Raw genomic sequence first — 21,558 nt, forward strand, 5'->3', positions numbered from 1 at the left:
GGGTGGGGTGATGTCGCAGCAGACTCGGGACGACCTGACCGACACCCCACCCCGCTGGAAGCTCCTCGGGCCCGGCCTCGTGGTCGCGGCCACCGGCGTGGGCGCGGCCGACCTGGTGGCCACCCTGGTGGCCGGCAGCCAGTACGGCTACGCCCTGCTCTGGTGCGCCGTCCTGGGCTGCCTGATGAAGATCGTGCTGGTCGAGGGCGCCGGCCGCTGGAGCCTGGCCACCGGGAAGACGATCTACGAGGGCTGGACCAGCCTGGGCCGCTGGACGACGTGGTACTTCGGGCCCTACATCGTGGTGTGGGGCTTCGTCTACGGCGCCGCGGCGATGGCCGGCACCGGGCTGCCGCTGCACTCGCTGTTCCCGGTGCTCTCGGTCAAGGCCTGGGGCATCATCTCCGGCCTGGCGGGCCTGGCCCTGGTCTGGTCGGGCCGCTACGGGGTCTTCGAGAAGGTGCTCGGCATCTTCGTGCTGCTGATGTTCGTCACGATGGTCGGCGCCGCCGCCCTGACGCTCCCGAACCTCGGCGAGATCGCGACCGGGCTGGTCCCGCTCGTCCCCGGCGGCGGCCTGGTCTACGTGCTCAGCCTCGCGGGCGGGGTCGGCGGCACGATCACGCTGGCGGCGTACGGCTACTGGCTGCGGGAGAAGGGCTGGATCACCCCGCGCCACATGCGGGTGATGCGCATCGACAACAGCGTCGCGTACGCCGTGACCGGCCTGTTCGTGGTGGCCACGCTCATCGTCGGCGCCGAGCTGCTCTACTCGGCCGGCATCGCGGTCTCCACCGGCGACCAGGGCCTCCTCGACCTCTCCCAGGTGCTGGCCGACCGCTACGGCCGGGCCGCCGGCACCGTGTTCCTGGTCGGCTTCTGGGCGGCGGCGATGTCCTCGCTGGTCGGCGTGTGGAACGGCGTCAGCCTGATGTTCGCCGACTTCGTGGGCCACGTCCGGGGGCTCGACGCCGAGGACCCCGCCCGTCGCGCGGGCGGCACGTGGTACCGCGCGTACATCCTGTGGCTGACCTTCCCGCCGATGGTGATGCTCTTCCTGGGCCAGCCGGTCTGGCTGATCCTGGCGTACGGCGTCCTCGGCGCGTTCTTCATGCCGTTCCTCGCCGTCACCCTGATGTGGCTGCTCAACAGCGACCGCACGCCGCGGGAGTGGCGCAACAAGCTGCACTCCAACCTGGCCATGGGGCTGTGCGCGCTGGCGTTCCTCGCCCTGTGCGTCAACGAGGTCCGCAAGGCCGTCACGGCTGCCTGACCCGGCGCCCCACCCACACGGCCCCACCAGGGGACCCACAGGAAGGACACAGGGAGCGCGAGCAGGGTCGTCGTCATGGACCCGCACACCGCTCCCGACCCGACCACCGACCCGACCCTGCGCCGCCGCCAGCGCACCCGCGCCACCGGTCGCGCGAAGGGTCTCGTGGTCGCCGGCGCCGTCGGCACCTCGCTGGCGGTCGCCGGTGCCCTGGTGGTCTCCGGCACCACCGGCACCGCGGCGACCGGCTCCACCGGCACCTCCTCCGCGTCCTCCTCGACCACGTCCTCCCAGGCCACCACGTCGGCCGGCTCGAGCAGCCGGAGCCAGGGCAGCACCCTGGTCAGCCCGTCGACCGGCGGCGCGAGCAACGCCTCCTCGGGCGGGTCGTGATGACCGCCACGGTCGGCACCACGACCGGCTCCCCGACCGGGGCCCTCGGCGTGCGCGACTGGGAGCTGTGGAGCACCACCGCACGCCTGGTCGTCACCGACCCCGCCCGGCTGGCCGCGGCGGCCGACCTCGTCGACGACCTGCTCGACGCCGTCGACCGGGCGGCGAGCCGGTTCCGGCCCGACAGCGAGCTGCTCGGCCTGGCCCGGTCGGGCGACGGCGACGTCGTCCTGAGCCCGCTGCTCGCCGCGCTGCTCGCCGAGGCGCTCGCCGCGGCCCGCGCGACCGGTGGAGCCGTCGACCCGACCCTGGGCGGCGCCCTCGCGGCCCTGGGCTACGACCGCGACTTCTCGCTGCTGGACCGCCCCCGGACGGTCCCGGGCGTCGCGACCGGCGGCCGCCGCGCGGGCACCCCGCTGGTGGTGCGCTCCCTCCCCGGGTGGCGCAGCCTCGCGCTCGCGGGCCACCGGCTCTCGATGCCGGCCGGGGTGCAGCTCGACCTCGGGGCCACGGCCAAGGCCGGTGCGGCCGACCGGGCCGCCACCCTCGTGTCGGAGCGGCTCGGCACCGGCGTGCTGGTCTCGCTGGGCGGCGACGTCGCCACCGCGGGGGCACCGCCGGCCGGTGGCTGGCAGGTGACCGTCCAGGACCTGCCGGTCGACGTCCCGCAGCAGGTCACGCTGGCGGCCGGCGCCGCCCTGGCCACGTCGAGCACGGTGCGCCGCACCTGGCGCACCGGCGACCGCGACGTGCACCACCTGCTCGACCCGCGCACCGGCCAGCCGACCCGCGGCCCGTGGCGGACGGCGAGCGTCGTCGCCACCAGCTGCACCCGGGCCAACGCCGCGAGCACCGCCGCCCTCGTCAAGGGCGGCGACGCGGTCGCCTGGCTGCGCGGCACGGGCCTGCCGGCCCGCCTGGTCTCCGAGGACGGCGACGTCGTCGTGCTGGGTGGCTGGCCTGCTCCCGCCGCGCCCGAGGGGCGGGCGTCGTGAGCGAGGCTCTGTGGGCGCTCGGCCGGGGCACCGGCGTCGCCGCCCTGCTGCTGTTCACCGTCTCGCTCGTGCTCGGCATCGTGACCCGCTCGGGCCGCAGCATCGACCGGCTGGGGCGCTTCGGCCTGGCCGAGCTGCACCGCACCGCCTCGCTGACCGGCGTGGCCCTGGTCGTGGTCCACGTCGTCACGCTGCTCCTCGACCCCTACGCCCAGCTGCGGCTGGTCGACCTCGTGGTGCCGTTCCTCGGCACCTACCGCCCGCTCTGGCTCGGCCTGGGCACGCTCGCGGTCGACCTGCTCCTCGCCGTCACCGCGGTGAGCCTGCTGCGCGACCGCGTCGGGCCCCGGGTCTTCACCGCCGTCCACCGGCTCACCTACGCCCTGTGGCCGATCGCGCTGCTGCACTCCCTGGGCAACGGCACCGATGCCGGGTCCCTGTGGCTGGACGCCGTCGCGGGCGGCTCCACCGCCCTGGTGGCCGCGGCCGTCGCCTGGCGGCTCACCCCCTCCTTCCGCGGTCGCGGCCTGCGCCACGTCCGCACCGACCGGGAGCTCGTCCGATGACCGACGTCCTCGCCTCCGTGCCCGCCCCCGGGCTCGCCTCGGGACCCGACGTCCCACGACCTGCTCCGAGCGGTCCGTCCCGGCTGCTCGGCCGGCGGCCCGACGTACCCCTGCCGCACGTGAGCGCCGACCAGCTGGTCGCCCTCACCGAGGCGGCCGGACTGACCGGCCGCGGCGGTGCGGGGTTCCCGACGGCGCGCAAGCTGCGCTCGGTCGCGGGCCGCTCACCGGTCGTGGTCGGCAACGCCATGGAGGGCGAGCCGCTCAGCTCCAAGGACGCCGTGCTGCTCGCGCAGGCCCCCCACCTCGTCGTCGACGGGCTGAGCCTGCTCGGCGCCGCGCTGGGCGCCTCCCGGGTGCTCCTGGCCACCGGCCCCGAGGTCGCCGCCGGACCGGCACGCGAGGCCGCCCGCGGCACCCGCGTCGAGGTCCGGGCGCTCGGTGGCGGTTTCGTCGCGGGCCAGGAGTCGGCCCTGGTCCGCCAGCTCGACGGGGGCCCGGCCGTCCCCACCGATCCCCTGGTCCCGGTGTTCCGGCGCGGCGTCGGGGGCCGACCGACGCTCGTCCTCAACGCCGAGACCCTGGCCCAGCTCGCGCTGCTGGCCCGGCACGGTGCCGACTGGTTCCGCGAGCAGGGCACGCCGGCCGACCCCGGCACCTTCCTGGTGACGCTGAGCGGCAGCTCGGCCGACCTGCTCACCCACCCGGGCGTGCTCGAGGTGGCGCGGGGCACCTCGCTGCGCACGGTCCTCGAGGCGGGCGGCACGAGGACCGACCGGGTCCGGGCGGTCCTGGTCGGCGGCTACCACGGCGCCTGGGTGCCCGCCACGGACCTGGACGTGCCCCTGGACCGCGAGCACCTCGCGCCGTTCGGGGCGACCCCCGGTGCCGGCGTCGTGCACGCCCTCGACCGGGCCGCCTGCCCGCTCGCGGCCGCCGCCGAGGTCGCGCGCTACCTCGCCGGGCAGAGCGCCCGCCAGTGCGGTCCCTGCGTCAACGGCCTGCCCCGGATGGCCGACCTGCTCGAGCAGCTGGCCCGCCCCGGGGCCGACCCCGGCCTGGTCCCGGAGGTCCAGCGCGTCCGCCGGCTGGTCACCGGCCGCGGAGCCTGCGCCCACCCCGACGGCTCGGCCCGGTTCGTCGCCAGCACCCTGACCACCTTCGCCCCCCACGTCGAGGACCACCTGCGAGGAGGTTGCCATGAGGCTGCACGTCGACTGGACCCGTTGTGACGGCCACGGCGCCTGCGCCGAGCTGCTCCCCGAGCTGCTCGACCTGGACGACTGGGGCTATCCCGTCTCGCGCACCGGCGAGCGCGATCCCTCGGTCCCGCGCGACCTGGAGCGGCTCGCGGTCCGCGCCGTGCGGGCGTGCCCCCTGCAGGCGCTCAGGCGCGTCCCCACGACCTAGTCGTCCGTCGGCGGGAGCTCCGGGTGCGACGGGTCCGGGCCGGCCGGGCCGTCGTGGTCGTCCGCCCCTGCCGGCTCGGCCCGGCGGCTCGAGAGCACGCGGAAGCCCTTGGCGCTGGCCGTCCTGCTGGTGGGGAAGCCCTGCTCCCCCAGCCACCGGGTCAGCGAGTCGGCCCCGAGGTTCTTGCCCACCACCATGACGGCGCGGCCGTCGGGACCCATCCGGGGCAACCACTGCAGGAGCAGCTCGTGCAGCGCCTCCTTGCCCACGCGGATCGGCGGGTTCGACCAGATCTCGTCGAAGCGCAGCCCGGGGTCGACCTCGTCGGGGCGCACCGCGCGGAAGCGGTCGGAGACCCCCAGACGCTCGGCGTTCTCGCGGGCCAGCAGCAGCGCGCGCTCGTTGACGTCGACGGCGGTCACCCGCGCCTGCGGGACCGCCACCGCGACGGCCAGCCCGATGACGCCGTACCCGCAGCCGAGGTCGAGCACCTCCCGGGCCCCGGTGGGCGGGGCGGTCTCCCGCAGCAGCACGCCGGTGCCGACGTCGAGCCGGCCCTGGGCGAAGACGCCCGATCCCGTCGTGAGCTCCAGCCAGTGGCCCCACACGTCGGCCCGCACCGGCACCCGTCGGAACGGCGACGAGGGGTCCGCGCTGAAGTAGTGCTCCTCGGCCACGCTCGTCCTCCCGGTCCCGTACGACGCTGCGCCGGACGCCGCGTCCACAGGCGGTCCGGGACGGCCAGCCTTCCACAGCCGGGGCCGGCTCCGACCGCCGACCGCCGCGGACCCGCTGCACTGGGGGCATGAGCCTCGAGACCCCCGCCCCGCCCGACCCCGCCCCCGGCCCCACCCCCGGTCCGGCCCACGTCAACGAGGTGGCGCTGGTCGGCCGGGTCAGCGCCGCCCCGGAGACCCGCGAGCTGCCGAGCGGCGACGAGCTCGTGACGCTGCGCGTGGTCGTGGACCGGCCGCCGGACACGGGGGCGACGCGGCGCACGGTGGACGTCGTCGACGTCGCCTGCTGGAGCAGGCGCACCCGTCGCAGCGCCGGCGCGCTGCTCCCCGGTGACACCGTGCGCGTCGAGGGATCGCTGCGCCGGCGCTTCTTCGGCGGCGCCGGCGGCCGCACCAGCCGCTACGAGGTGGAGGCGGCCCGCCTGGTCCGGCTCAGCCGCCGGGCAGCGTCCTGAGGGTGCGCGACTCCTCGGCCCGGCGCGCGAGCTGGTCCGCAGCCGGGTAGGCCACCTCCTCGAGCGTCAGCCCGTGGGCGTGGGCGACCGTGACGGCGGGGTCGCGCTGCCGCCGGGCCAGCACCTCCCCCGGCCAGGTCACCGGCCGGCGGCCCTCCCCGACCGGGAGCAGGCACCCGACCAGGGCGCGGACCATGCTGTGGCAGAAGGCGTCGGCGCGCACCGTGGCCACCAGCGGGCCCCGGGCGGGGCGCTCCCACTCGAGCGCCAGCAGCGTCCGGATCGTGGTGGCCCCCTCGCGGCGCCGGCAGAAGGCGGCGAAGTCGTGCTCGCCCAGCAGCAGCTCCGCGCCCCGGTTGAGCAGCTCGACGTCCAGCGGGCGCGGCCAGGCCAGCACGTGCGACCGGGTCAGCGGGTCCACCAGGTCGGGTCGGTCGGCCACCCGGTAGGCGTAGCGCCGCCACGAGGCGGAGAACCGCGCGTCGAACCCCGGGGCGACCGGGCCGCAGCCCCGGACCCGCAGGTCCGGGTCGAGCACCCCGTTGAGCCGGCGGACCAGCACCTCCTCGGGCGGGTCCTGGCTGCGGCCCGAGGCGGCCTGCACCAGCGCGGGGTCGACGTCGAGGTGCGCGACCTGCCCCCGGGCGTGGACGCCGGTGTCGGTGCGCCCGGCCACCGTGAGGGTGCTGCCCGTGGTGCGCAGCACGGTGTCGAGCGCCTGCTCGAGCTCTCCCTGCACCGTCCGGAGCCCGGGTTGCCGGGCCCATCCGTGGAACCCGGTGCCGTCGTAGGAGAGGTCGAGGCGCAGCCGCACCGCGACAACCTACCGTCGTCTGGGATGCTCCCCGCGTGAGCCGCCACCGTGACCTGTCCGGTCGTGCCCTGCTGCTGGTCGGCGGCGCGGTCGTCCTCGGGGTGGGGGTCGCGCTGCTGCTGGCGGCCGACCTGGGCTCCGACGGCTTCTCCACCCTGGTCAACGGCACGGCCCGCGCGACGGGGTGGCCCTTCGCGCTGGCCAACCTGCTCGTCAGCGTGGCCTTCCTGCTGCTCGCCGCGACCCGGCGGCTGTTCCCGGGGGTGGGGACCGTGGTGCAGGTCCTGCTCGTCGGCGTGGTGGTCTCCGTCCTGCTCCCGCCGCTGGAGCGCTGGGACGCGCTCGACGGGCTGGTGCCGCGCGTCGCGCTCCTCGTGCTCTCGCTGCCCGTGCTGGCCACCGGGATCGCCTGCTACCTCGGCAGCCGCCTGGGTGCGGGCCCCATCGAGAGCGCCGCGCTGGCCTGGGACCCGCCGGTGCCGTTCCGCTGGAGCTACACCGCGGCGCAGGGGGCCAGCGCCGTCGTCGGCTGGCTGCTCGGCGGCACCCTCGGGGTGGGCACCGTCGCGGTCGTCGTGCTGCTCGGCCCGCTCGTCGACCTCGTCAGCCGCCGGCTGCACCTCGACGTCCACCAGTCCCGCGGCTAGGACCGGCCCGGCCCACCGGGGGAGGATGGAGCCATGGCCGAGCCCGCCTCCGACACCCGCCCGCTCGTCGTGGTCTGCGCCCCCGACCACGCCGAGGACCTCGAGCTGCCGCTCCACCGCTACGCCCGCGAGTACGACGTCCGCTGGACCTCCTCGTCGGCCGCGACGCTGGAGCTGCTGCGCGGGCTGGAGCCGGGGCGCGACGTGGCGCTGTTCGTCGCCGAGCCCGACCTGCCCGACGACCACGTGCTGCGGGCCTTCCACCAGTGGCGGGTGCTGGTGCCGACCGCCCGGCGCGTGGTCACCGCCCACGTCAGCCGCTTCCGCGACCGCGCCGACGACCTGCGGGGCGGCCTGGGGGCCGGCAAGTACGACGCCTACCTGCTGATGCCGCGCGGGGTGCGCGACGAGGAGTTCCACGGCGTGCTCACCGAGCTGCTCTCCGACTGGGGCTCGAGCGTGGCGGTCCCGCAGGTGGCGCCGGTGCAGGTGGTCTCCCCCACCCTCGACGCGCTCACCGTGGCGATCCGCGACTTCTTCTACCAGATGGGGATGCCGGCGCAGGTCGTCGACCCGACCTCCCCGGAGGGGGCGGACCTGGAGTCGCAGCGCTCCGACGGCTCGACCGCGGGCTCGTTCCCGCTGGTGGCCGCGATGGGCCGCGCCCCGGTGCTGACCCGGTCGGTGCAGGAGGTCGCGGCGGCCGTCTACGGCGCCCCCGACCAGCTCGACGTGGATGGCGAGGTCGACCTGGCCGTGGTGGGCTCGGGCCCCGCCGGGCTGGCGGCCGCCGTCTACGGCTCCTCGGAGGGCCTCTCGACGGTGGTCCTCGAGACGGGGGCGATCGGCGGCCAGGCCGGCACCAGCTCGATGATCCGCAACTACCTCGGGTTCCCCCGGGGCGTGTCCGGGATGCGGCTGGCCCAGCGCGCCCGCGGCCAGGCGCTGCGCTTCGGCACCCGCTTCTTCACCGGCTGGCCGGTGCAGGAGCTGCACACCGGCGCGGCCGGCCACCGGCTGCTGACGGACGGCGGCGAGGTGCGCGCGCGCAACGTCGTCATCGCCACGGGGGTCGCCTACCGGCGCCTCGGCGTCGCCCCGCTGGAGGACCTCGTCGGGCTCGGCGTCCACTACGGGGCCGCCGTGAGCGCCGCCCAGGAGACGGCCGGCACCGACGTCTTCGTGGTGGGGGGCGGCAACTCCGCCGGCCAGGCCGCGCTCCACCTGGCCCGCTTCGCCCGGTCGGTCACCCTGCTCGTGCGTCGCGACGGCATCGCCGAGACGATGTCGGACTACTTGGTCCGCGAGCTGCGCTGGGCGCCCGGCGTCGAGGTCCGGCCGTGCGCCCAGGTCGTCGACGGGGGCGGCGAGGACCGCCTGGGCTGGATCGCGGTCCGCGACCTGCGCACCGGCGAGGTGACCCGTCACCCGGCTGGCGGGCTGTTCCTGCTCCTCGGCGCGGACCCGCAGTGCGCCTGGCTGCCCGACGAGGTCTGCCGCGACGACCGGGGCTTCGTGCTCACCGGGAGGGACCTGCCCCGCGACTACTGGCACGACGGCGTACCGCCCGCCGACCTGGCCACCGCGGTCCCGGGCGTCTTCGCGGCCGGCGACATCCGCGCCGGGTCCATGAAGCGGGTGGCCGCCGCGTCGGGCGAGGGCGCCAGCACCGTGCCGCTGGTCCACGCACACCTGGCCGATCTCGCCCGAGACGTCTGAGCTGCCCCGGTTCCCCGGTAACTATCCCGTCACGACTGCCTCGGTCTCGAAAAAACCATGTCGGGCCGGGCGCCCGCCGCGGTTACGGTCGGACCGTGGTCGACACCGTGACGCAGGGACTCCGTGGCCGGATGGCTGCGGCGCTGCCCCGCGCCATGAAGGACCGCGACCGCGTCGTGGTCACCGCGCTGCGCTCGACGCTGGGGGTGCTCGCCAACGCGGAGGCGGTCCCGTCGGGTCCCCCGTCCGCAGCCGGGCCGCGCGGGGGCTCCGAGCTCGCGCGACAGCAGCTCAGCGAGCTCGAGGTGACCGCGATCGTCGCTGCTGAGGCCGAGCAGCGCGAACAGGTGGCGCAGACCTACGCCAGCCGCGGCGACGAGGCGCGAGCCCGTCGGATGCGCGCCGAGGCCGAGGTGCTGCGCGCCTTCCTGGCCTGAGGCGTCCCTGGCGCGGCGCCGCGGGCCGGCACCCCACGGACGCACGACGGCCCGCCACCCTCGCGGGTGACGGGCCGTCGACGTGCGGGTGCTGCAGGTCAGTCCTGCTCGCCCTGCGGGGCGGTGAACCCCGCGGCCTCGGCGGACTCGACGCTGTCGAACCACACCTCCGCCTCGGTCTGGGCGTACGCCGGGCTCAGCGGCTCGTGGTACTTCTTCGAGTCCTCGTTGCCCTTGATCGGGAAGCCCTCGGGCGCCTCGTGGACGTCCTCGAGCGGCGCGTGCGAACCGGCGTACGCGCCGGCCTCGGTCGCCTCGACGTCACCGGTGGTGGCCTCGGTCGACTCCTCGGTGGTCTCCTCGGCAGCCGGGGCCGCCGTGGTGGCCGACGCCTTCTGGCGCGGGGCCGAGGGGGTGTAGGTCTCGGTCACGAGCTCGATGACCGCCATGGGCGCGTTGTCGCCCTTGCGGGGGCCGATCTTGGTGATCCGGGTGTAGCCACCGGGACGGTCACCGAACGCCGGGGCGATCTCGGTGAACAGGCGGTGCTGGGGGTACTGGTTGACCGCGACCAGGCCCTCGTCGGCCAGCAGCTGACGGTCGACACTCGTGTAGAGCTCGCGCATCACGAGGCGGCGGTTGTGCAGGCCGCCCTTGCGGGCCTTGGTGATCAGCTTCTCGGCGTAGGGCCGCAGCAGCCGGGCCTTGGCCTCGGTCGTGGTCACCCGGCCGTGCTCGAAGAGCGCGGTGGCCAGGTTGCGCAGGATCAGGCGCTGGTGGGCGGGGCTGCCGCCGAGGCGGGCACCCTTCTTGGGGGTAGGCATGGTCTCTCTCGTTCCTCCCCGGCCGTGTCAGGTACCGGGGTAGAGGTGGAGGTGGCCCGACGTCCGGGCCACCTTCCGGGGTTCTCTCAGTACTGCTCGTCCTCGACGAAGCTGTCGTCGTCGTCGTCGTACGCCGCGAGGGCGGTCGCCGGGTCGAAGCCGGGGGCGCTGTCCTTGAGGGACAGACCCATCTCGACCAGCTTGGCCTTCACCTCGTCGATCGACTTGGCGCCGAAGTTGCGGATGTCGAGGAGGTCCTGCTCCGAGCGCGAGATGAGCTCGCCCACGGTGTGGATGCCCTCGCGCTTGAGGCAGTTGTAGGAGCGGACGGTGAGGTTGAGGTCCTCGACCGGCAGCGCCAGGTCCTGCGCCAGCTGCTCGTCGACGGGCGACGGGCCGATGTCGATGCCCTCGGCCTCGACGTTGAGCTCCCGGGCGAGGCCGAACAGCTCCACGAGCGTCTTGCCCGCCGAGGCGATGGCGTCGCGCGGGGTGATGGAGGGCTTGGTCTCGACGTCGATCACGAGCTTGTCGAAGTCGGTGCGCTGCTCGACTCGGGTGGCCTCGACCTTGTAGGTCACCTTCAGCACGGGGCTGTAGATCGAGTCGACCGGGAGCCGGCCGATCTCGTTGTCCGCACCCTTGTTCTGGGCCGAGCTGACGTAGCCACGGCCCCGCTCGACGATGAGCTCCATCTCGATCTTGCCGGTGGAGTTGAGCGTCGCGATCTTGAGGTCGGGGTTGTGCACCTCGACCCCGGCCGGCACCTCGATGTCGGCCGCGGTCACGTCGCCGGAGCCGGTCTTGCGCAGCACCATGGCGACGGGCTCGTCGTGCTCGCTGGAGACGACGAGCGCCTTGAGGTTGAGGATGATCTCGGTGACGTCCTCCTTGACGCCCTCCACCGTGGAGAACTCGTGCAGCGCGGTGTCCACCTTGATGCTGGTGACCGAGGCACCGGGGATCGAGGAGAGCAGGGTGCGGCGCAGCGAGTTGCCGAGCGTGTAGCCGAAGCCGGGCTCGAGGGGCTCGATGACGAACCGCGAACGGTTGTCCTCGACGACCTCTTCCGACAGGGACGGGCGCTGAGCGATGAGCACTGTTGGTTTCCTTTCCGAGCCCACCCGACATATGACGGGCTCGAACAACGCTGGGGTGTGGCCTGGGGGGTGGTGCTTACTTCTTGGAGTAGTACTCCACGATGAGCTGCTCCTGGACGGGCAGCTCGATCTGTGCGCGCAACGGGCGGGAGTGCACGAGGACGCGCATCCGCGACGGGATGGCCTCGAGCCACGCCGGGACGATCCGCTCGCCGTGGGTCTCGCGAGCCACGATGAACGGGGTCATCTCCAGGCTCTTCTCGCGCACGTCGATGATGTCGTGCGCGTCGACCTGGTAGGACGGGATGTCGACCTTCTTGCCGTTGACGCGGAAGTGACCGTGCACGACGAGCTGGCGGGCGTGACGACGCGTGCGGGCGAAGCCGGCGCGGTAGACCACGTTGTCGAGGCGGCACTCGAGGAGCTGCAGCAGGTTGTCACCGGTCTTGCCGGCACGACGCGCTGCCTCCTCGTAGTAGTTGTGGAACTGCTTCTCCATCACGCCGTAGGTGAAGCGCGCCTTCTGCTTCTCCTGCAGCTGGTTGCGGTACTCGGACTCCTTGATGCGGGTCCGTCCGTGCTGGCCGGGAGCGTAGGGGCGCTTCTCGAACGCCTTGTCCTCACCGACGAGGTCGACACCGAGACGGCGCGACTTCTTGGTCATGGGGCCGATGTAACGAGCCATGGGTCGTAAGTCTCCTGTTCAGTCTCGGGTCAGACGCGCCGGCGCTTGGGCGGGCGGCAACCGTTGTGGGGGGTGGGCGTGACGTCCTGGATGGTGCCGACCTCGAGGCCGATCGCACCCAGCGAGCGGATCGCGGTCTCGCGACCCGAGCCCGGGCCCTTGACGAACACGTCGATCTTCTTCATCCCGTGGTCCATCGCCCGACGGCCAGCGGCCTCGGCGGCCATCTGCGCGGCGAACGGCGTGGACTTGCGCGAGCCCTTGAAGCCGACGGTGCCGGCAGAGGCCCACGAGATGACCGCACCCGTGGGGTCGGTGATCGTGACGATCGTGTTGTTGAACGTGCTCTTGATGTGGGCTTCGCCCTGAGCGACGTTCTTCTTCTCCTTGCGGCGCACCTTCTTGGCGCCGGCCGCGCTGCGGCTCTTGGGGGGCATGCAGTACTCCTGAAGTCTTCTGGTGTCAGTTGTAGGCGGTGCTCAGGCGGGGCCTGAGGTCACTTCGCCTTCTTCTTGCCGGCGACGGTGCGCTTGGGACCCTTGCGGGTGCGCGCGTTGGTCTTGGTCCGCTGTCCGCGCACGGGCAGGCCCATGCGGTGACGACGACCCTGGTAGCTGCCGATCTCGATCTTGCGGCGGATGTCCGCCTGGACCTCGCGACGGAGGTCACCCTCGATCTTGTAGTCGGCTTCGATGGCGTCACGGAGCTTGACCAGCTCGTCGTCGCCCAGGGTGTGGACGCGCGCGTTCGGGTCGATGCCCGTCGCGGCCAGGAGCTTCTGGGAGCGGGTACGGCCGATGCCGTAGATGTAGGTGAGTGCGATCTCGATGCGCTTCTCGCGCGGGAGGTCGACACCAACGAGGCGTGCCATGGTGGTGGCCCTTCTGTGGATCACGGTGGTCTGGTCGTGTCGCGCCCCGCCGAGCGGCGGGCTCCGGCCATCCGTTCCGGAGGTGTGTCAGGCCTGGAGGCCCTGAGCGATCACGTGGTGGATGTCTTCAGTTGTGGGGCGGAGCCGGGGCTCAGCCCTGGCGCTGCTTGTGACGCGGGTTCTCGCAGATCACCATGACGCGGCCGTGGCGACGGATCACCTTGCACTTGTCACAGATCGGCTTGACGCTCGGGTTGACCTTCATGTCAGCCCTTTCTGGGTCGGCTGGATGCGGTTACTTGTACCGGTAGACGATCCGACCCCGGGTGAGGTCGTACGGCGACAGCTCCACCACCACGCGGTCCTCGGGGAGGATCCGGATGTAGTGCTGGCGCATCTTGCCGCTGATGTGGGCGAGCACCTTGTGTCCGTTGGAGAGCTCCACCCGGAACATGGCATTGGGGAGGGCCTCCACGACGGAGCCCTCCATCTCGATCACGCCTTCTTTCTTCGGCATGTCCTCCGCAATCTGCTCGTCCGTTGTCTACCGTCGGCCCGGGAACCTCCCCGGCACCGTGACGGTGACGCGGGGTGGACCTCGTGGAGCGGCTCCGTGAGCCTCAACCCCGGGCGCGCCGCACGTCCTCGTGACGAGGAAGGATGCGAGGGTCCGGGCAGCCGCGAGGCACCACGAAACGAGCCCACGTTGGGCCAAGGAGAGAGTCTAGGTCACAACCCGGTCCCAGCGTTAATCGTGGGAGCCCCCGCCCCGCGCGGTCAGCGAGCGTGACGGGCGACGAAGTTGGCGAGCACCGTCATCGGGTGCAGCACCTCGACGCTCCGGGCCACCTCGGTCAGTGCCTGCGCCTCCTGCGGCGGGAAGTAGCCCGCGTGGCGGTAGACCTCGATGCGCGTGCACACCCCGTCGACGTCGAGCTCGGGGTGGAACTGGGTGGCGTAGCCGTTCTCGCCCACCCGGAAGGCCTGCACCGGGCACGCCTCGGAGGTGGCGAGCAGGACCGCGCCGGGCGGCAGCGTGGTCATCGACTCCTTGTGCCCGCCGTACGCCGCGAAGGCGCGCGGGACGCCGGCGAAGAGCGGGTCGCGCAGGCCCTCGTCGGTGAGCGTGACCGACAGCGGGCCGACCGGTTCGGGGAAGGACCGGTCGACCACCCCGCCGCGGTGCAGCCCCAGCGTGCCGATGCCGTAGCAGGCACCCAGGAACGGGAAGTCGCGCTGCTCCACCTCGTCGAGCAGCCGTCCGAGCTGGTCCTCGGCCCGCAGCTGGACCGCCGACTTGGTGGCCGGGTCGTCGCTGGCGTTCCAGGGCCCGCCTCCCAGGACCACACCGGACCACGCGTCGAGGTCGAGCGCCGGCAGGTCGTGGGCGTGCACGTCCACGCGCGGCAGGGTCGCCTCGTCGAGACCGGTGAAGCGCAGGAACGCGTCGTACTCGTCGTCCGCGGCCGCCTGCTCGGCCCGGATCGAGATCAGCAGGAAGGGCCGCACCGGTCGGGGCTCAGTCCCCGCCGTAGGGCAGGCCGAGCTCGGCGAGCCGGGACCGCCCGCCGTCGACGGCGGTGAGGATCCACGGGCCGTCGGGCGTGAGGGTGAAGGTGTGCTCGAAGTGCGCGGCCCAGCTGCCGTCCTCGGACAGCACCGTCCACTCGTCGTCGTCGAGCACCGGGTGCTTGCTGCCGAGGGTGACCATGGGCTCCACGGCGAGGGCCAGGCCCCGCTCGAGCTTCGGCCCGCGGCCGGCGCGGCCGTAGTTGGGCACGTTGGGGGGCTGGTGCATCGCGGTCCCGATGCCGTGTCCGGTGAACTCCTCGACGATCCCCCAGGTGCCGCCGCTCGGGTGCGGCTGCGAGCGGACGTGCTGCTCGACGGCGTGGGAGATGTCGGTGACGCGGCCGCCGAGGCGGGCCGCGGCGAACCCCGCCCACATCGACTCCTCGGTGACGCGCATCAGCTCGAGCACGTCGGGGCGGGTCTCCCCCACGGCGACGGTGATCGCGGCGTCGCCGTGCCAGCCGTCGACGATCGCACCGCAGTCGATCGAGACGACGTCGCCCGGCTCGAGGACGCGCGGCCCGGGGATGCCGTGGACCACCTGGTCGTTGACCGAGGCGCAGATGCTCGCGGGGAACGGCGGGTCGCCGTACCCGAGGAAGCTGGGGGTGCCGCCCCCGTCGCGGATGTGCCGCTCGGCGATCGCGTCGAGGTCGGCGGTGCTGACGCCGGGACGCACGGCCTCGCGCAGCACCTCCAGCGTGCGGCCGACCAGCAGGCCGGCCACGCGCATCCGGGCGATCTGGTCGGGGGTCTTGATCTCGACCCCGCGGTCACGCAGACCCATGGCTCAGCTCTGCCGGACGTCCTGGAGCGCACCGAAGATGCGCTGCGTGACGTCCTCGACCTCGCCCATGCCGTCGACCTCGATGAGCAGGCCCCGCTCGCGGTAGACCTCGATGAGCGGCTCGGTCTGCTCGGTGTAGACCTCCTGGCGACGACGGATCACCTCTTCGGTGTCGTCGCTGCGGCCGTCGGTCTCGGCACGGTGCAGCAACCGCTGCACCAGCTCCTCGGCGTCGACGGTCAGCACCACCACGGCGTCGAGCTCGTGCCCGGTGTGCTTGATCATCCCGTCGAGCTCCTCGACCTGGGCCAGGGTGCGGGGGTAGCCGTCGAGCAGGAAGCCGGGCTCGGCGTCGCGCTCGTCGATGCGGTTGCGGACCATGAGGTTGGTGACCTCGTCGGGGACGTACTCCCCGGAGTCCATGAACTCCTGGGCCTTCCTGCCGAGCTCGGTCCCCTGCGACACGTTGGCCCGGAAGATGTCACCGGTCGAGATGGCGGGGATGCCGAAGTGGGTGGCCACGTGCTTGGCCTGGGTGCCCTTGCCGGCGCCGGGAGGGCCCATGAAGATCATTCGCATTAACGGAGGAATCCTTCGTAGTTGCGCTGCTGGAGCTGGCTCTCGATCTGCTTCACCGTGTCGAGGGCGACCCCGACCATGATCAGCAGCGACGTGCCGCCGAAGGGGAAGTTCTGGTTGGCGTTGACCACGATGAGCGCGACCAGCGGGATCAACGAGATCAGACCGAGGTAGAGCGCACCCGGCAGCGTGATGCGGGACAGGACGTAGGAGAGGTACTCCTCGGTCGGCTTGCCTGCCCGGATCCCGGGAATGAAACCGCCGTACTTCTTCATGTTGTCCGCGACCTCTTCGGGGTTGAAGTTGATCGCGACGTAGAAGTAGGTGAAGAAGATGATCAGCAGGAAGTACGCGATCATGTAGAGGGGGTGGTCACCCCGCACGAAGTAGGTCGAGATCCAGCGCACCCACGGTGCGTCGGAGCCCTGGTTGAACTGCACCGCCATGGCCGGCAGGTAGAGCAGGCTCGAGGCGAAGATGACGGGGATGATGCCGGCCTGGTTGACCTTGAGCGGGACGTACGTCGAGGAGCCGCCGAACATCTTGCGGCCCACCATGCGACGGGCGTACTGCACCGGGATGCGGCGCTGCGCCTGCTCGATGAACACGACCGCCGCCATCACGACGAGGCCGATCACCAGCACCGAGCCGAAGATCCACGGGCCGCGGGACTGCTGGACGCCCCACAGGGCGCCCGGGAAGGTGGCGACGACCTGGGTGAAGATGAGGATGGACATGCCGTTGCCGACGCCGCGCTCGGTGATGAGCTCGCCGAACCACATGATGATCGCCGTGCCGGCGGTCATGGTCAGCACCATCAGGACCGAGGCCCAGACGGTCTCGTTGTACATCAGCGGCTGCGTGCAGTCGGGCAGCAGGTTGCGCGAGCGCGCCAGCGCCACGATGCCGGTGGCCTGGAGGACGGCCAGCGCCAGCGTCAGGTAGCGGGTGTACTGCGTGATCTTCGTCTGGCCGGACTGGCCCTCCTTCTTGAGGGCCTCCAGCCGTGGGATCACGACCACCAGCAGCTGCAGGATGATGCTCGCCGTGATGTAGGGCATCACGCCCAGGGCGAAGATCGTCAGCTGCAGCAGGGCGCCGCCGGAGAACAGGTTGATCAGGCCGTAGACGCCGCTGTCCGCGGTGGCCTGGAAGCACTGCTGGACGTTGGGGACGTTGACGCCCGGGGCGGGGATCTGCGAGCCGAGCCGGAAGATGGCGACGATGGCCAGCACGAACAACAGCTTCTTGCGCAGGTCCGGTGTCCGGAATGCGTTGGCGAATGCGCTGAGCAACTGGCCCTCTCAAACTTCTGGCGGCCTGCCGGGGGCGGGCCTGGTCCTAGATCCGTGGAAGCCTAACAGGGCAGGACGCTCCCCCACCGGCCGGAGCCGTGGGGAACGTCCTGCCCTGCGGCGAGGAGCTGCTGCGGGTCAGAGCTCGGTCACGGAGCCACCGGCTGCCGCGATCTTCTCCTTGGCGGAGGCGGAGAACTTGTCGGCCGTGACCTGCACGGCGACCGAGATCTCCCCCTGGCCCAGCACCTTGACGGGAGCGCCCTTGCGGACGGCACCCCGTGCGACGAGGTCGGCCACCGTGATGGTGCCGCCCTCGGGGAAGAGCTGGTCGATGCGGTCGAGGTTGACGACCTGGAACTCGACCTTGAAGGGGTTCTTGAAGCCCTTGAGCTTCGGCAGCCGCATGTGCAGCGGCATCTGTCCACCCTCGAAGGCGGCCGAGACCTGGTAGCGGGCCTTGGTGCCCTTGGTTCCGCGACCGGCGGTCTTGCCCTTGGAGGCCTCACCGCGACCCACGCGGGTCTTGGCGGTCTTGGCCCCGGGGGCGGGACGCAGGTGGTGCAGCTTGAGCGTCATCAGTCAACCTCCTCGACCGTCACCATGTGACGGACGGTGTGGACCATGCCCCGGACCTCGGGGCGGTCCTCCTTGACGACCACGTCACCGATCCGCTTGAGACCCAGCGAGCGCACGGTGTCGCGCTGGTTCTTCTTGCGGCCGATGGTGGACTTCTCCTGCTTGATCTTCAGGCGAGCCATCAGGAAGCCACCTCCTGGCTGACGCCCTCGGGCACCTCGGCCTTGGCGCGCAGCAGCGCGGCCGGGGCCACGTCCTCGACGCGCAGGCCGCGACGCGCGGCCACGGCCTCCGGCTCCTCGAGGGAGCGCAGCGCCTCCACCGTGGCGTGCACGATGTTGATCTGGTTGGAGGAGCCGAGCGACTTGCTGAGGATGTCGTGCACGCCGGCGCACTCCAGCACCGCACGGACCGGACCACCGGCGATCACACCGGTACCGGGGGCGGCGGGGCGCAGGAACACCACGCCGGCCGCCTTCTCGCCCGTGACGGGGTGCGGGATGGTGCCCTGGATGCGGGGGACGCGGAAGAAGTTCTTCTTCGCCTCCTCGACGCCCTTGGCGATCGCCGCAGGCACCTCCTTGGCCTTGCCGTAGCCGACGCCGACCATGCCGTCGCCGTCACCGACGATCACCAGGGCGGTGAAGCTGAAGCGACGACCACCCTTGACGACCTTGGCGACGCGGTTGATCGCGACGACGCGCTCGATGTACTGGCTCTTCTCCTGCTGGCCACCGCGACCACCGTCACGGCCACCGCGGCCGCCACCGGCGCGCTGTCCGCGCTGCTGGGATCCGCTCATGAGTTAACTCCCTTGAATGTCATGTCTGCACCGGTCGCCATCAGAAGGCCAGGCCACCCTCGCGGGCGCCGTCCGCGAGGGCCGCGACGCGACCGTGGTACTTGTTGCCGGCGCGGTCGAAGACCACGCCCTGGACACCGGCGGAGGTGGCGCGCTCGGCGACGAGCGCACCGACCTGACGGGCCTTGGCCGTCTTGTCGCCCTCGGAGGAGCGCACGTCGGCCTCCATCGTGGAGGCGTAGGCGAGCGTCTTGCCGACGAGGTCGTCGACCACCTGGACGGTGATGTGCTTCGAGGAGCGCGTCACCACCAGGCGGGGACGCTCGGCGGTGCCGTGCACCTTCTTGCGACCACGGATCTGACGACGCGTGCGCGACCTCAGCCGAGCCGAGGAGTGCTTGCCAGTCTTGAGTGAGATAGCCATCGTCACTTACCAGCCTTTCCGACCTTGCGACGGATCTGCTCGCCTGCGTACCGCACGCCCTTGCCCTTGTAGGGCTCCGGCTTGCGCAGCTTGCGGATGTTGGCAGCGACCTCGCCGACGAGCTGCTTGTCGATGCCCTGGACGCCGAGGCGGGTGGGCGCCTCGACGGTGAACGTGATGCCCTCGGGCGCGTTGAACGTGATCGAGTGCGAGTAGCCGAGCTGGAACTCCAGCTGCGTCGGGCCCTTGGAGAGCACGCGGTAGCCCACGCCGACGATCTCGAGCTTCTTCTCGTAGCCGTCGGTGACGCCGACGACCATGTTGTGGATCAGGGTCCGGGTCAGCCCGTGCAGCGCACGGTTGGTCCGGTGGTCGTCGGGGCGCTTGACCTCGAGGGTGCCGTCGACCTGCTCCACGGTGATGGGGGTGGCGACGGAGTGGCTCAGGGTGCCCTTGGGGCCCTTGACCGTCACCAGGTTGGACTGGACCTGCACGTCGACCCCGGACGGGACCGGGACGGGCAGCTTGCCGATTCGCGACATTGCTTCTACCTCAGCTTCCTGGTCACCAGACGTAGGCGAGGACTTCCCCACCCACGCCCTTGCTGTTGGCCTGACGGTCGGTCAGCAGGCCCTGGCTCGTCGAGATGATCGCGACGCCGAGGCCACCGAGGACCTTGGGCAGCGCGGTGCTCTTGGCGTAGACGCGCAGGCCGGGCTTGCTGATGCGGCGGACGCCGGCGATCGAGCGCTCACGGCTGCGGCCGTACTTCATCTGGATCTCGAGGGTCTTGCCCACGACGCCCTCGTCGTCGGAGACCTCGAAGGAGGTGATGTAGCCCTCCTGCTTGAGGATCTCCGCGACGCCCTGCTTCAGCTTGCTGTAGGGCATCGTGACGGAGTCGTGGTACGCCTGGTTGGCGTTGCGCAGACGGGTGAGCATGTCTGCGATCGGGTCGGTCATCGTCATGGCCTGGTCGGCCCTTTCTCCACCCCGGTTTCGCGCTGTACCTCAGCGCGACCTGGAGCGATCGTCGTGTGGTGCTTGTCAGGTCGGGACGGGCCAGGTGGCCCGCCCCGGGTTACCAGGAGCTCTTGGTGACGCCGGGCAGCTCGCCCCGGTGCGCCATCTCGCGCAGGCAGATCCGGCACAGGCCGAACTTGCGGTAGACGGCCTTGGGGCGGCCGCAGCGCTGGCAGCGCGTGTAGCCGCGCACCGCGAACTTGGGCTTGCGTGCGGCCTTGACCTTCAGTCCAGTCTTCGCCATGTCAGTTGCCTTCCTTGAACGGGAAGCCGAGCTTCTTCAGCAGCGCGCGACCCTCGTCGTCGTTGGTCGCGGTGGTGACGACGGTGATGTCCATGCCGCGGGACCGGTCGATCTTGTCCTGGTCGATCTCGTGGAACATGACCTGCTCGGTCAGACCGAAGGTGTAGTTGCCACGACCGTCGAAGTGCTGGTCGGAGAGACCGCGGAAGTCGCGGATGCGGGGCAGCGCGAGCGCCAGCAGGCGGTCGAGGAACTCCCACATCCGGTCGCCGCGCAGCGTCACGTGGGCGCCGATCGGCATGCCCTCGCGCAGCTTGAACTGGGCGATGGACTTGCGGGCCTTGGTGACCTGCGGCTTCTGGCCGGTGATGGCGGTGAGGTCGCGCACGGCGCCCTCGATCAGCTTCGAGTCACGCGCGGCCTCGCCGACACCCATGTTGACCACGATCTTGGTCAGGCCGGGCACCTGCATGACGTTGGCGTAGCCGAACTGCTCGCGCATCGCGGGGAGGATCTCCTCGCGGTAGCGCGCCTTCATGCGCGGACCGGCGGCCTTCTCGGCCGTCTGGTCCTGGTTGATCTCGGTCATCGACTCACTCATCAGATCTCGTCTCCGGACTTGCGGGAGATGCGGACGCTGCGCTGCACGGCGTACGTCGAGCCGTCCGAGCGTCGCTTCTCGGCGTCCACGCGCTTGCTGCCGATCCGGGTCACGCCGTCACCCTCGACCAGCATCACGTTGGACACGTGGATGGGGGCCTCGGCGGTGATGATGCCGCCGGCAGCGCCGCTGCCCTGCACGGCCTTGGTGTGCTTCTTGACTCGGTTGACGCCCTCGACGACCACGCGGTCCTGCTCGCGCAGCACCTCGATGACCTTGCCCTCGGCGCCCTTGTCCTTGCCGGCGATCACCTTGACGGTGTCGCCCTTCTTGATCTTGACGCTCATCTCAGAGCACCTCCGGTGCCAGCGAGACGATCCTCATGAACCGCTTGTCGCGCAGCTCGCGGCCCACGGGGCCGAAGATGCGCGTGCCGCGCGGCTCGCCGTCGGCCTTGAGGATCACCGCGGCGTTCTCGTCGAAGCGGATGTAGGAACCGTCGGGACGGCGGCGCTCCTTGACGGTGCGCACGATGACGGCCTTGACGACGTCGCCCTTCTTGACGTTGCCGCCCGGGATCGCGTCCTTGACGGTGGCGACGATGACGTCGCCGATGCCGGCGTAGCGCCGACCGGAGCCACCGAGCACGCGGATGCACAGGATCTGCTTGGCACCGGTGTTGTCGGCGACCTTGAGTCGCGACTCCTGCTGGATCATGGGTTGTCT

General features: G+C 71.9%; 33 protein-coding genes. 10 read left to right on the plus strand and 23 right to left on the minus strand.

Features of this window, described 5'->3' with window-relative positions:
- The first annotated feature begins 10 nt into the window (after positions 1-10).
- From BLU55_RS10610 to BLU55_RS10635, 6 genes are all read left to right on the plus strand, one after another.
- Positions 11-1,273 (plus strand): Nramp family divalent metal transporter, encoded by a 1,263-nt coding sequence (locus BLU55_RS10610; protein WP_091729359.1) that lies wholly within the window; start codon positions 11-13, stop codon positions 1,271-1,273.
- Between the two features lie 75 nt (positions 1,274-1,348).
- Complete coding sequence (locus tag BLU55_RS10615) at positions 1,349-1,666, plus strand: hypothetical protein (protein ID WP_091729362.1); 318 nt, start codon at positions 1,349-1,351, stop codon at positions 1,664-1,666.
- Positions 1,666-2,661, plus strand: coding sequence for an FAD:protein FMN transferase (locus BLU55_RS10620; RefSeq protein ID WP_091733756.1), 996 nt, complete (start codon positions 1,666-1,668; stop codon positions 2,659-2,661). Before BLU55_RS10615 ends, BLU55_RS10620 begins: the two co-directional genes overlap by 1 nt.
- Positions 2,658-3,227, plus strand: coding sequence for a ferric reductase-like transmembrane domain-containing protein (locus BLU55_RS10625; protein ID WP_091729365.1), 570 nt, complete (start codon positions 2,658-2,660; stop codon positions 3,225-3,227). The genes BLU55_RS10620 and BLU55_RS10625 overlap by 4 nt, the downstream gene beginning before the upstream one ends.
- The gene (locus tag BLU55_RS10630) at positions 3,224-4,459 is read left to right on the plus strand and encodes an NADH-ubiquinone oxidoreductase-F iron-sulfur binding region domain-containing protein (RefSeq protein ID WP_091729367.1); all 1,236 of its coding nucleotides are present in this window, start codon (positions 3,224-3,226) and stop codon (positions 4,457-4,459) included. Before BLU55_RS10625 ends, BLU55_RS10630 begins: the two co-directional genes overlap by 4 nt.
- On the plus strand, positions 4,428-4,637 hold the full coding sequence (locus BLU55_RS10635; protein WP_091729370.1) for a ferredoxin: 210 nt from the start codon (positions 4,428-4,430) through the stop codon (positions 4,635-4,637). Before BLU55_RS10630 ends, BLU55_RS10635 begins: the two co-directional genes overlap by 32 nt.
- Here BLU55_RS10635 and BLU55_RS10640 read toward each other — a convergent pair.
- Complete coding sequence (locus BLU55_RS10640) at positions 4,634-5,314, minus strand: class I SAM-dependent methyltransferase (protein ID WP_091729372.1); 681 nt, start codon at positions 5,312-5,314, stop codon at positions 4,634-4,636. The two genes, BLU55_RS10635 and BLU55_RS10640, sit on opposite strands and share 4 nt — an antisense overlap.
- A 128-nt stretch (positions 5,315-5,442) precedes the next feature.
- Here BLU55_RS10640 and BLU55_RS10645 point away from each other — a divergent pair, with 128 nt between their 5' ends.
- Complete coding sequence (locus BLU55_RS10645) at positions 5,443-5,829, plus strand: single-stranded DNA-binding protein (RefSeq protein WP_091729375.1); 387 nt, start codon at positions 5,443-5,445, stop codon at positions 5,827-5,829.
- On the opposite strand, the gene truA is transcribed toward BLU55_RS10645, so the two are convergent.
- A complete protein-coding gene (gene truA, locus BLU55_RS10650) occupies positions 5,807-6,643 on the minus strand; it encodes a tRNA pseudouridine(38-40) synthase TruA (RefSeq protein WP_091729377.1) in 837 nt (278 codons plus the stop codon). The genes BLU55_RS10645 and truA overlap by 23 nt on opposite strands.
- Positions 6,644-6,678: 35 nt before the next feature.
- Here truA and BLU55_RS10655 point away from each other — a divergent pair, with 35 nt between their 5' ends.
- From BLU55_RS10655 to BLU55_RS10665, 3 genes are all read left to right on the plus strand, one after another.
- Positions 6,679-7,290, plus strand: a complete 612-nt coding sequence (locus BLU55_RS10655) for a hypothetical protein (RefSeq protein WP_091729380.1) — start codon at positions 6,679-6,681, stop codon at positions 7,288-7,290.
- A 33-nt stretch (positions 7,291-7,323) separates the two neighbouring features.
- Positions 7,324-9,009 carry an FAD-dependent oxidoreductase gene (locus tag BLU55_RS10660; protein ID WP_091729383.1) on the plus strand — a complete coding sequence of 562 codons (1,686 nt, stop codon included), beginning with the start codon at positions 7,324-7,326 and terminating at the stop codon, positions 9,007-9,009.
- A 95-nt stretch (positions 9,010-9,104) separates the two neighbouring features.
- Positions 9,105-9,446, plus strand: coding sequence for a hypothetical protein (locus tag BLU55_RS10665; protein ID WP_091729385.1), 342 nt, complete (start codon positions 9,105-9,107; stop codon positions 9,444-9,446).
- A gap of 98 nt (positions 9,447-9,544) precedes the next feature.
- Here BLU55_RS10665 and rplQ read toward each other — a convergent pair whose 3' ends face one another.
- The 21 genes from rplQ to rplN all read right to left on the minus strand — a co-directional run bounded on the left by rplQ (position 9,545) and on the right by rplN (position 21,549).
- On the minus strand, positions 9,545-10,270 hold the full coding sequence (gene rplQ / locus BLU55_RS10670; RefSeq protein WP_091729388.1) for a 50S ribosomal protein L17, sunset domain variant: 726 nt from the start codon (positions 10,268-10,270) through the stop codon (positions 9,545-9,547).
- 86 nt (positions 10,271-10,356) lie between these two features.
- Positions 10,357-11,370 (minus strand): DNA-directed RNA polymerase subunit alpha, encoded by a 1,014-nt coding sequence (locus BLU55_RS10675; protein WP_091729390.1) that lies wholly within the window; start codon positions 11,368-11,370, stop codon positions 10,357-10,359.
- Positions 11,371-11,446: 76 nt separating this feature from the next.
- A complete protein-coding gene (rpsD, locus tag BLU55_RS10680; RefSeq protein WP_091729393.1) occupies positions 11,447-12,055 on the minus strand; it encodes a 30S ribosomal protein S4 in 609 nt (202 codons plus the stop codon).
- A gap of 29 nt (positions 12,056-12,084) precedes the next feature.
- A complete protein-coding gene (gene rpsK, locus BLU55_RS10685; RefSeq protein WP_030483007.1) occupies positions 12,085-12,492 on the minus strand; it encodes a 30S ribosomal protein S11 in 408 nt (135 codons plus the stop codon).
- 59 nt (positions 12,493-12,551) lie between these two features.
- Positions 12,552-12,926 carry a 30S ribosomal protein S13 gene (rpsM, locus tag BLU55_RS10690; RefSeq protein ID WP_091729396.1) on the minus strand — a complete coding sequence of 125 codons (375 nt, stop codon included), beginning with the start codon at positions 12,924-12,926 and terminating at the stop codon, positions 12,552-12,554.
- 151 nt (positions 12,927-13,077) lie between these two features.
- Positions 13,078-13,191 (minus strand): 50S ribosomal protein L36, encoded by a 114-nt coding sequence (rpmJ, locus tag BLU55_RS10695; RefSeq protein ID WP_004008316.1) that lies wholly within the window; start codon positions 13,189-13,191, stop codon positions 13,078-13,080.
- A 30-nt stretch (positions 13,192-13,221) separates the two neighbouring features.
- Positions 13,222-13,443, minus strand: coding sequence for a translation initiation factor IF-1 (gene infA, locus BLU55_RS10700; RefSeq protein WP_056536352.1), 222 nt, complete (start codon positions 13,441-13,443; stop codon positions 13,222-13,224).
- A 260-nt stretch (positions 13,444-13,703) separates the two neighbouring features.
- Positions 13,704-14,435, minus strand: a complete 732-nt coding sequence (locus tag BLU55_RS10705; protein WP_091729398.1) for a glutamine amidotransferase — start codon at positions 14,433-14,435, stop codon at positions 13,704-13,706.
- A 10-nt stretch (positions 14,436-14,445) separates the two neighbouring features.
- A complete protein-coding gene (gene map, locus BLU55_RS10710) occupies positions 14,446-15,285 on the minus strand; it encodes a type I methionyl aminopeptidase (protein WP_091729400.1) in 840 nt (279 codons plus the stop codon).
- A 3-nt stretch (positions 15,286-15,288) separates the two neighbouring features.
- Positions 15,289-15,864: an adenylate kinase gene (locus BLU55_RS10715; protein WP_091729403.1), complete on the minus strand. Its 576-nt coding sequence runs from the start codon at positions 15,862-15,864 to the stop codon at positions 15,289-15,291.
- A complete protein-coding gene (gene secY / locus BLU55_RS10720; RefSeq protein ID WP_091729405.1) occupies positions 15,864-17,159 on the minus strand; it encodes a preprotein translocase subunit SecY in 1,296 nt (431 codons plus the stop codon). Before secY ends, BLU55_RS10715 begins: the two co-directional genes overlap by 1 nt.
- Positions 17,160-17,297: 138 nt before the next feature.
- Positions 17,298-17,738 (minus strand): 50S ribosomal protein L15, encoded by a 441-nt coding sequence (gene rplO / locus BLU55_RS10725; protein WP_091729408.1) that lies wholly within the window; start codon positions 17,736-17,738, stop codon positions 17,298-17,300.
- On the minus strand, positions 17,738-17,920 hold the full coding sequence (gene rpmD / locus BLU55_RS10730) for a 50S ribosomal protein L30 (protein ID WP_091729411.1): 183 nt from the start codon (positions 17,918-17,920) through the stop codon (positions 17,738-17,740). Before rpmD ends, rplO begins: the two co-directional genes overlap by 1 nt.
- Entirely contained in the window at positions 17,920-18,540 is a 621-nt protein-coding gene (gene rpsE, locus BLU55_RS10735) for a 30S ribosomal protein S5 (RefSeq protein ID WP_091729414.1), read from the minus strand. Before rpsE ends, rpmD begins: the two co-directional genes overlap by 1 nt.
- Before the next feature lie 40 nt (positions 18,541-18,580).
- On the minus strand, positions 18,581-18,964 hold the full coding sequence (gene rplR / locus BLU55_RS10740) for a 50S ribosomal protein L18 (RefSeq protein WP_091729416.1): 384 nt from the start codon (positions 18,962-18,964) through the stop codon (positions 18,581-18,583).
- Between the two features lie 2 nt (positions 18,965-18,966).
- Positions 18,967-19,506, minus strand: coding sequence for a 50S ribosomal protein L6 (rplF, locus tag BLU55_RS10745; RefSeq protein WP_091729419.1), 540 nt, complete (start codon positions 19,504-19,506; stop codon positions 18,967-18,969).
- A 22-nt stretch (positions 19,507-19,528) separates the two neighbouring features.
- Entirely contained in the window at positions 19,529-19,933 is a 405-nt protein-coding gene (rpsH, locus tag BLU55_RS10750; RefSeq protein WP_091729421.1) for a 30S ribosomal protein S8, read from the minus strand.
- Between the two features lie 112 nt (positions 19,934-20,045).
- Entirely contained in the window at positions 20,046-20,231 is a 186-nt protein-coding gene (locus BLU55_RS10755) for a type Z 30S ribosomal protein S14 (RefSeq protein WP_091729424.1), read from the minus strand.
- 1 nt (position 20,232) lies between these two features.
- Positions 20,233-20,832 (minus strand): 50S ribosomal protein L5, encoded by a 600-nt coding sequence (gene rplE, locus BLU55_RS10760; RefSeq protein WP_172833900.1) that lies wholly within the window; start codon positions 20,830-20,832, stop codon positions 20,233-20,235.
- Complete coding sequence (rplX, locus tag BLU55_RS10765) at positions 20,832-21,179, minus strand: 50S ribosomal protein L24 (protein WP_091729426.1); 348 nt, start codon at positions 21,177-21,179, stop codon at positions 20,832-20,834. Before rplX ends, rplE begins: the two co-directional genes overlap by 1 nt.
- 1 nt (position 21,180) lies before the next feature.
- Positions 21,181-21,549: a 50S ribosomal protein L14 gene (gene rplN, locus BLU55_RS10770; RefSeq protein ID WP_056536313.1), complete on the minus strand. Its 369-nt coding sequence runs from the start codon at positions 21,547-21,549 to the stop codon at positions 21,181-21,183.
- Positions 21,550-21,558: the final 9 nt, after the last annotated feature.

The sequence above is a fragment of the Nocardioides scoriae genome, from assembly GCF_900104965.1.
Classification (GTDB): Bacteria; Actinomycetota; Actinomycetes; order Propionibacteriales; family Nocardioidaceae; genus Marmoricola; species Marmoricola scoriae.

Excerpts from the sequence above, each read along its gene's own strand:
- BLU55_RS10610 (WP_091729359.1), top strand. The coding sequence starts at position 11 with ATGTCGCAGCAGACTCGGGACGACCTGACCGACACCCCACCCCGCTGG.
- BLU55_RS10615 (WP_091729362.1), top strand. The coding sequence starts at position 1,349 with ATGGACCCGCACACCGCTCCCGACCCGACCACCGACCCGACCCTGCGC.
- BLU55_RS10620 (WP_091733756.1), top strand. The coding sequence starts at position 1,666 with ATGACCGCCACGGTCGGCACCACGACCGGCTCCCCGACCGGGGCCCTC.
- BLU55_RS10630 (WP_091729367.1), top strand. The coding sequence starts at position 3,224 with ATGACCGACGTCCTCGCCTCCGTGCCCGCCCCCGGGCTCGCCTCGGGA.
- BLU55_RS10635 (WP_091729370.1), top strand. The coding sequence starts at position 4,428 with ATGAGGCTGCACGTCGACTGGACCCGTTGTGACGGCCACGGCGCCTGC.
- BLU55_RS10645 (WP_091729375.1), top strand. The coding sequence starts at position 5,443 with ATGAGCCTCGAGACCCCCGCCCCGCCCGACCCCGCCCCCGGCCCCACC.
- BLU55_RS10660 (WP_091729383.1), top strand. The coding sequence starts at position 7,324 with ATGGCCGAGCCCGCCTCCGACACCCGCCCGCTCGTCGTGGTCTGCGCC.
- rplQ (WP_091729388.1), bottom strand. The coding sequence starts at position 10,270 with ATGCCTACCCCCAAGAAGGGTGCCCGCCTCGGCGGCAGCCCCGCCCAC.
- rpsD (WP_091729393.1), bottom strand. The coding sequence starts at position 12,055 with ATGGCTCGTTACATCGGCCCCATGACCAAGAAGTCGCGCCGTCTCGGT.
- rpsK (WP_030483007.1), bottom strand. The coding sequence starts at position 12,492 with ATGCCCCCCAAGAGCCGCAGCGCGGCCGGCGCCAAGAAGGTGCGCCGC.
- rpsM (WP_091729396.1), bottom strand. The coding sequence starts at position 12,926 with ATGGCACGCCTCGTTGGTGTCGACCTCCCGCGCGAGAAGCGCATCGAG.
- rpmJ (WP_004008316.1), bottom strand. The coding sequence starts at position 13,191 with ATGAAGGTCAACCCGAGCGTCAAGCCGATCTGTGACAAGTGCAAGGTG.
- infA (WP_056536352.1), bottom strand. The coding sequence starts at position 13,443 with ATGCCGAAGAAAGAAGGCGTGATCGAGATGGAGGGCTCCGTCGTGGAG.
- map (WP_091729400.1), bottom strand. The coding sequence starts at position 15,285 with ATGGGTCTGCGTGACCGCGGGGTCGAGATCAAGACCCCCGACCAGATC.
- BLU55_RS10715 (WP_091729403.1), bottom strand. The coding sequence starts at position 15,864 with ATGCGAATGATCTTCATGGGCCCTCCCGGCGCCGGCAAGGGCACCCAG.
- rplO (WP_091729408.1), bottom strand. The coding sequence starts at position 17,738 with ATGACGCTCAAGCTGCACCACCTGCGTCCCGCCCCCGGGGCCAAGACC.
- rpmD (WP_091729411.1), bottom strand. The coding sequence starts at position 17,920 with ATGGCTCGCCTGAAGATCAAGCAGGAGAAGTCCACCATCGGCCGCAAG.
- rpsE (WP_091729414.1), bottom strand. The coding sequence starts at position 18,540 with ATGAGCGGATCCCAGCAGCGCGGACAGCGCGCCGGTGGCGGCCGCGGT.
- rplR (WP_091729416.1), bottom strand. The coding sequence starts at position 18,964 with ATGGCTATCTCACTCAAGACTGGCAAGCACTCCTCGGCTCGGCTGAGG.
- rplF (WP_091729419.1), bottom strand. The coding sequence starts at position 19,506 with ATGTCGCGAATCGGCAAGCTGCCCGTCCCGGTCCCGTCCGGGGTCGAC.
- rpsH (WP_091729421.1), bottom strand. The coding sequence starts at position 19,933 with ATGACGATGACCGACCCGATCGCAGACATGCTCACCCGTCTGCGCAAC.
- BLU55_RS10755 (WP_091729424.1), bottom strand. The coding sequence starts at position 20,231 with ATGGCGAAGACTGGACTGAAGGTCAAGGCCGCACGCAAGCCCAAGTTC.
- rplE (WP_172833900.1), bottom strand. The coding sequence starts at position 20,832 with ATGAGTGAGTCGATGACCGAGATCAACCAGGACCAGACGGCCGAGAAG.
- rplX (WP_091729426.1), bottom strand. The coding sequence starts at position 21,179 with ATGAGCGTCAAGATCAAGAAGGGCGACACCGTCAAGGTGATCGCCGGC.
- rplN (WP_056536313.1), bottom strand. The coding sequence starts at position 21,549 with ATGATCCAGCAGGAGTCGCGACTCAAGGTCGCCGACAACACCGGTGCC.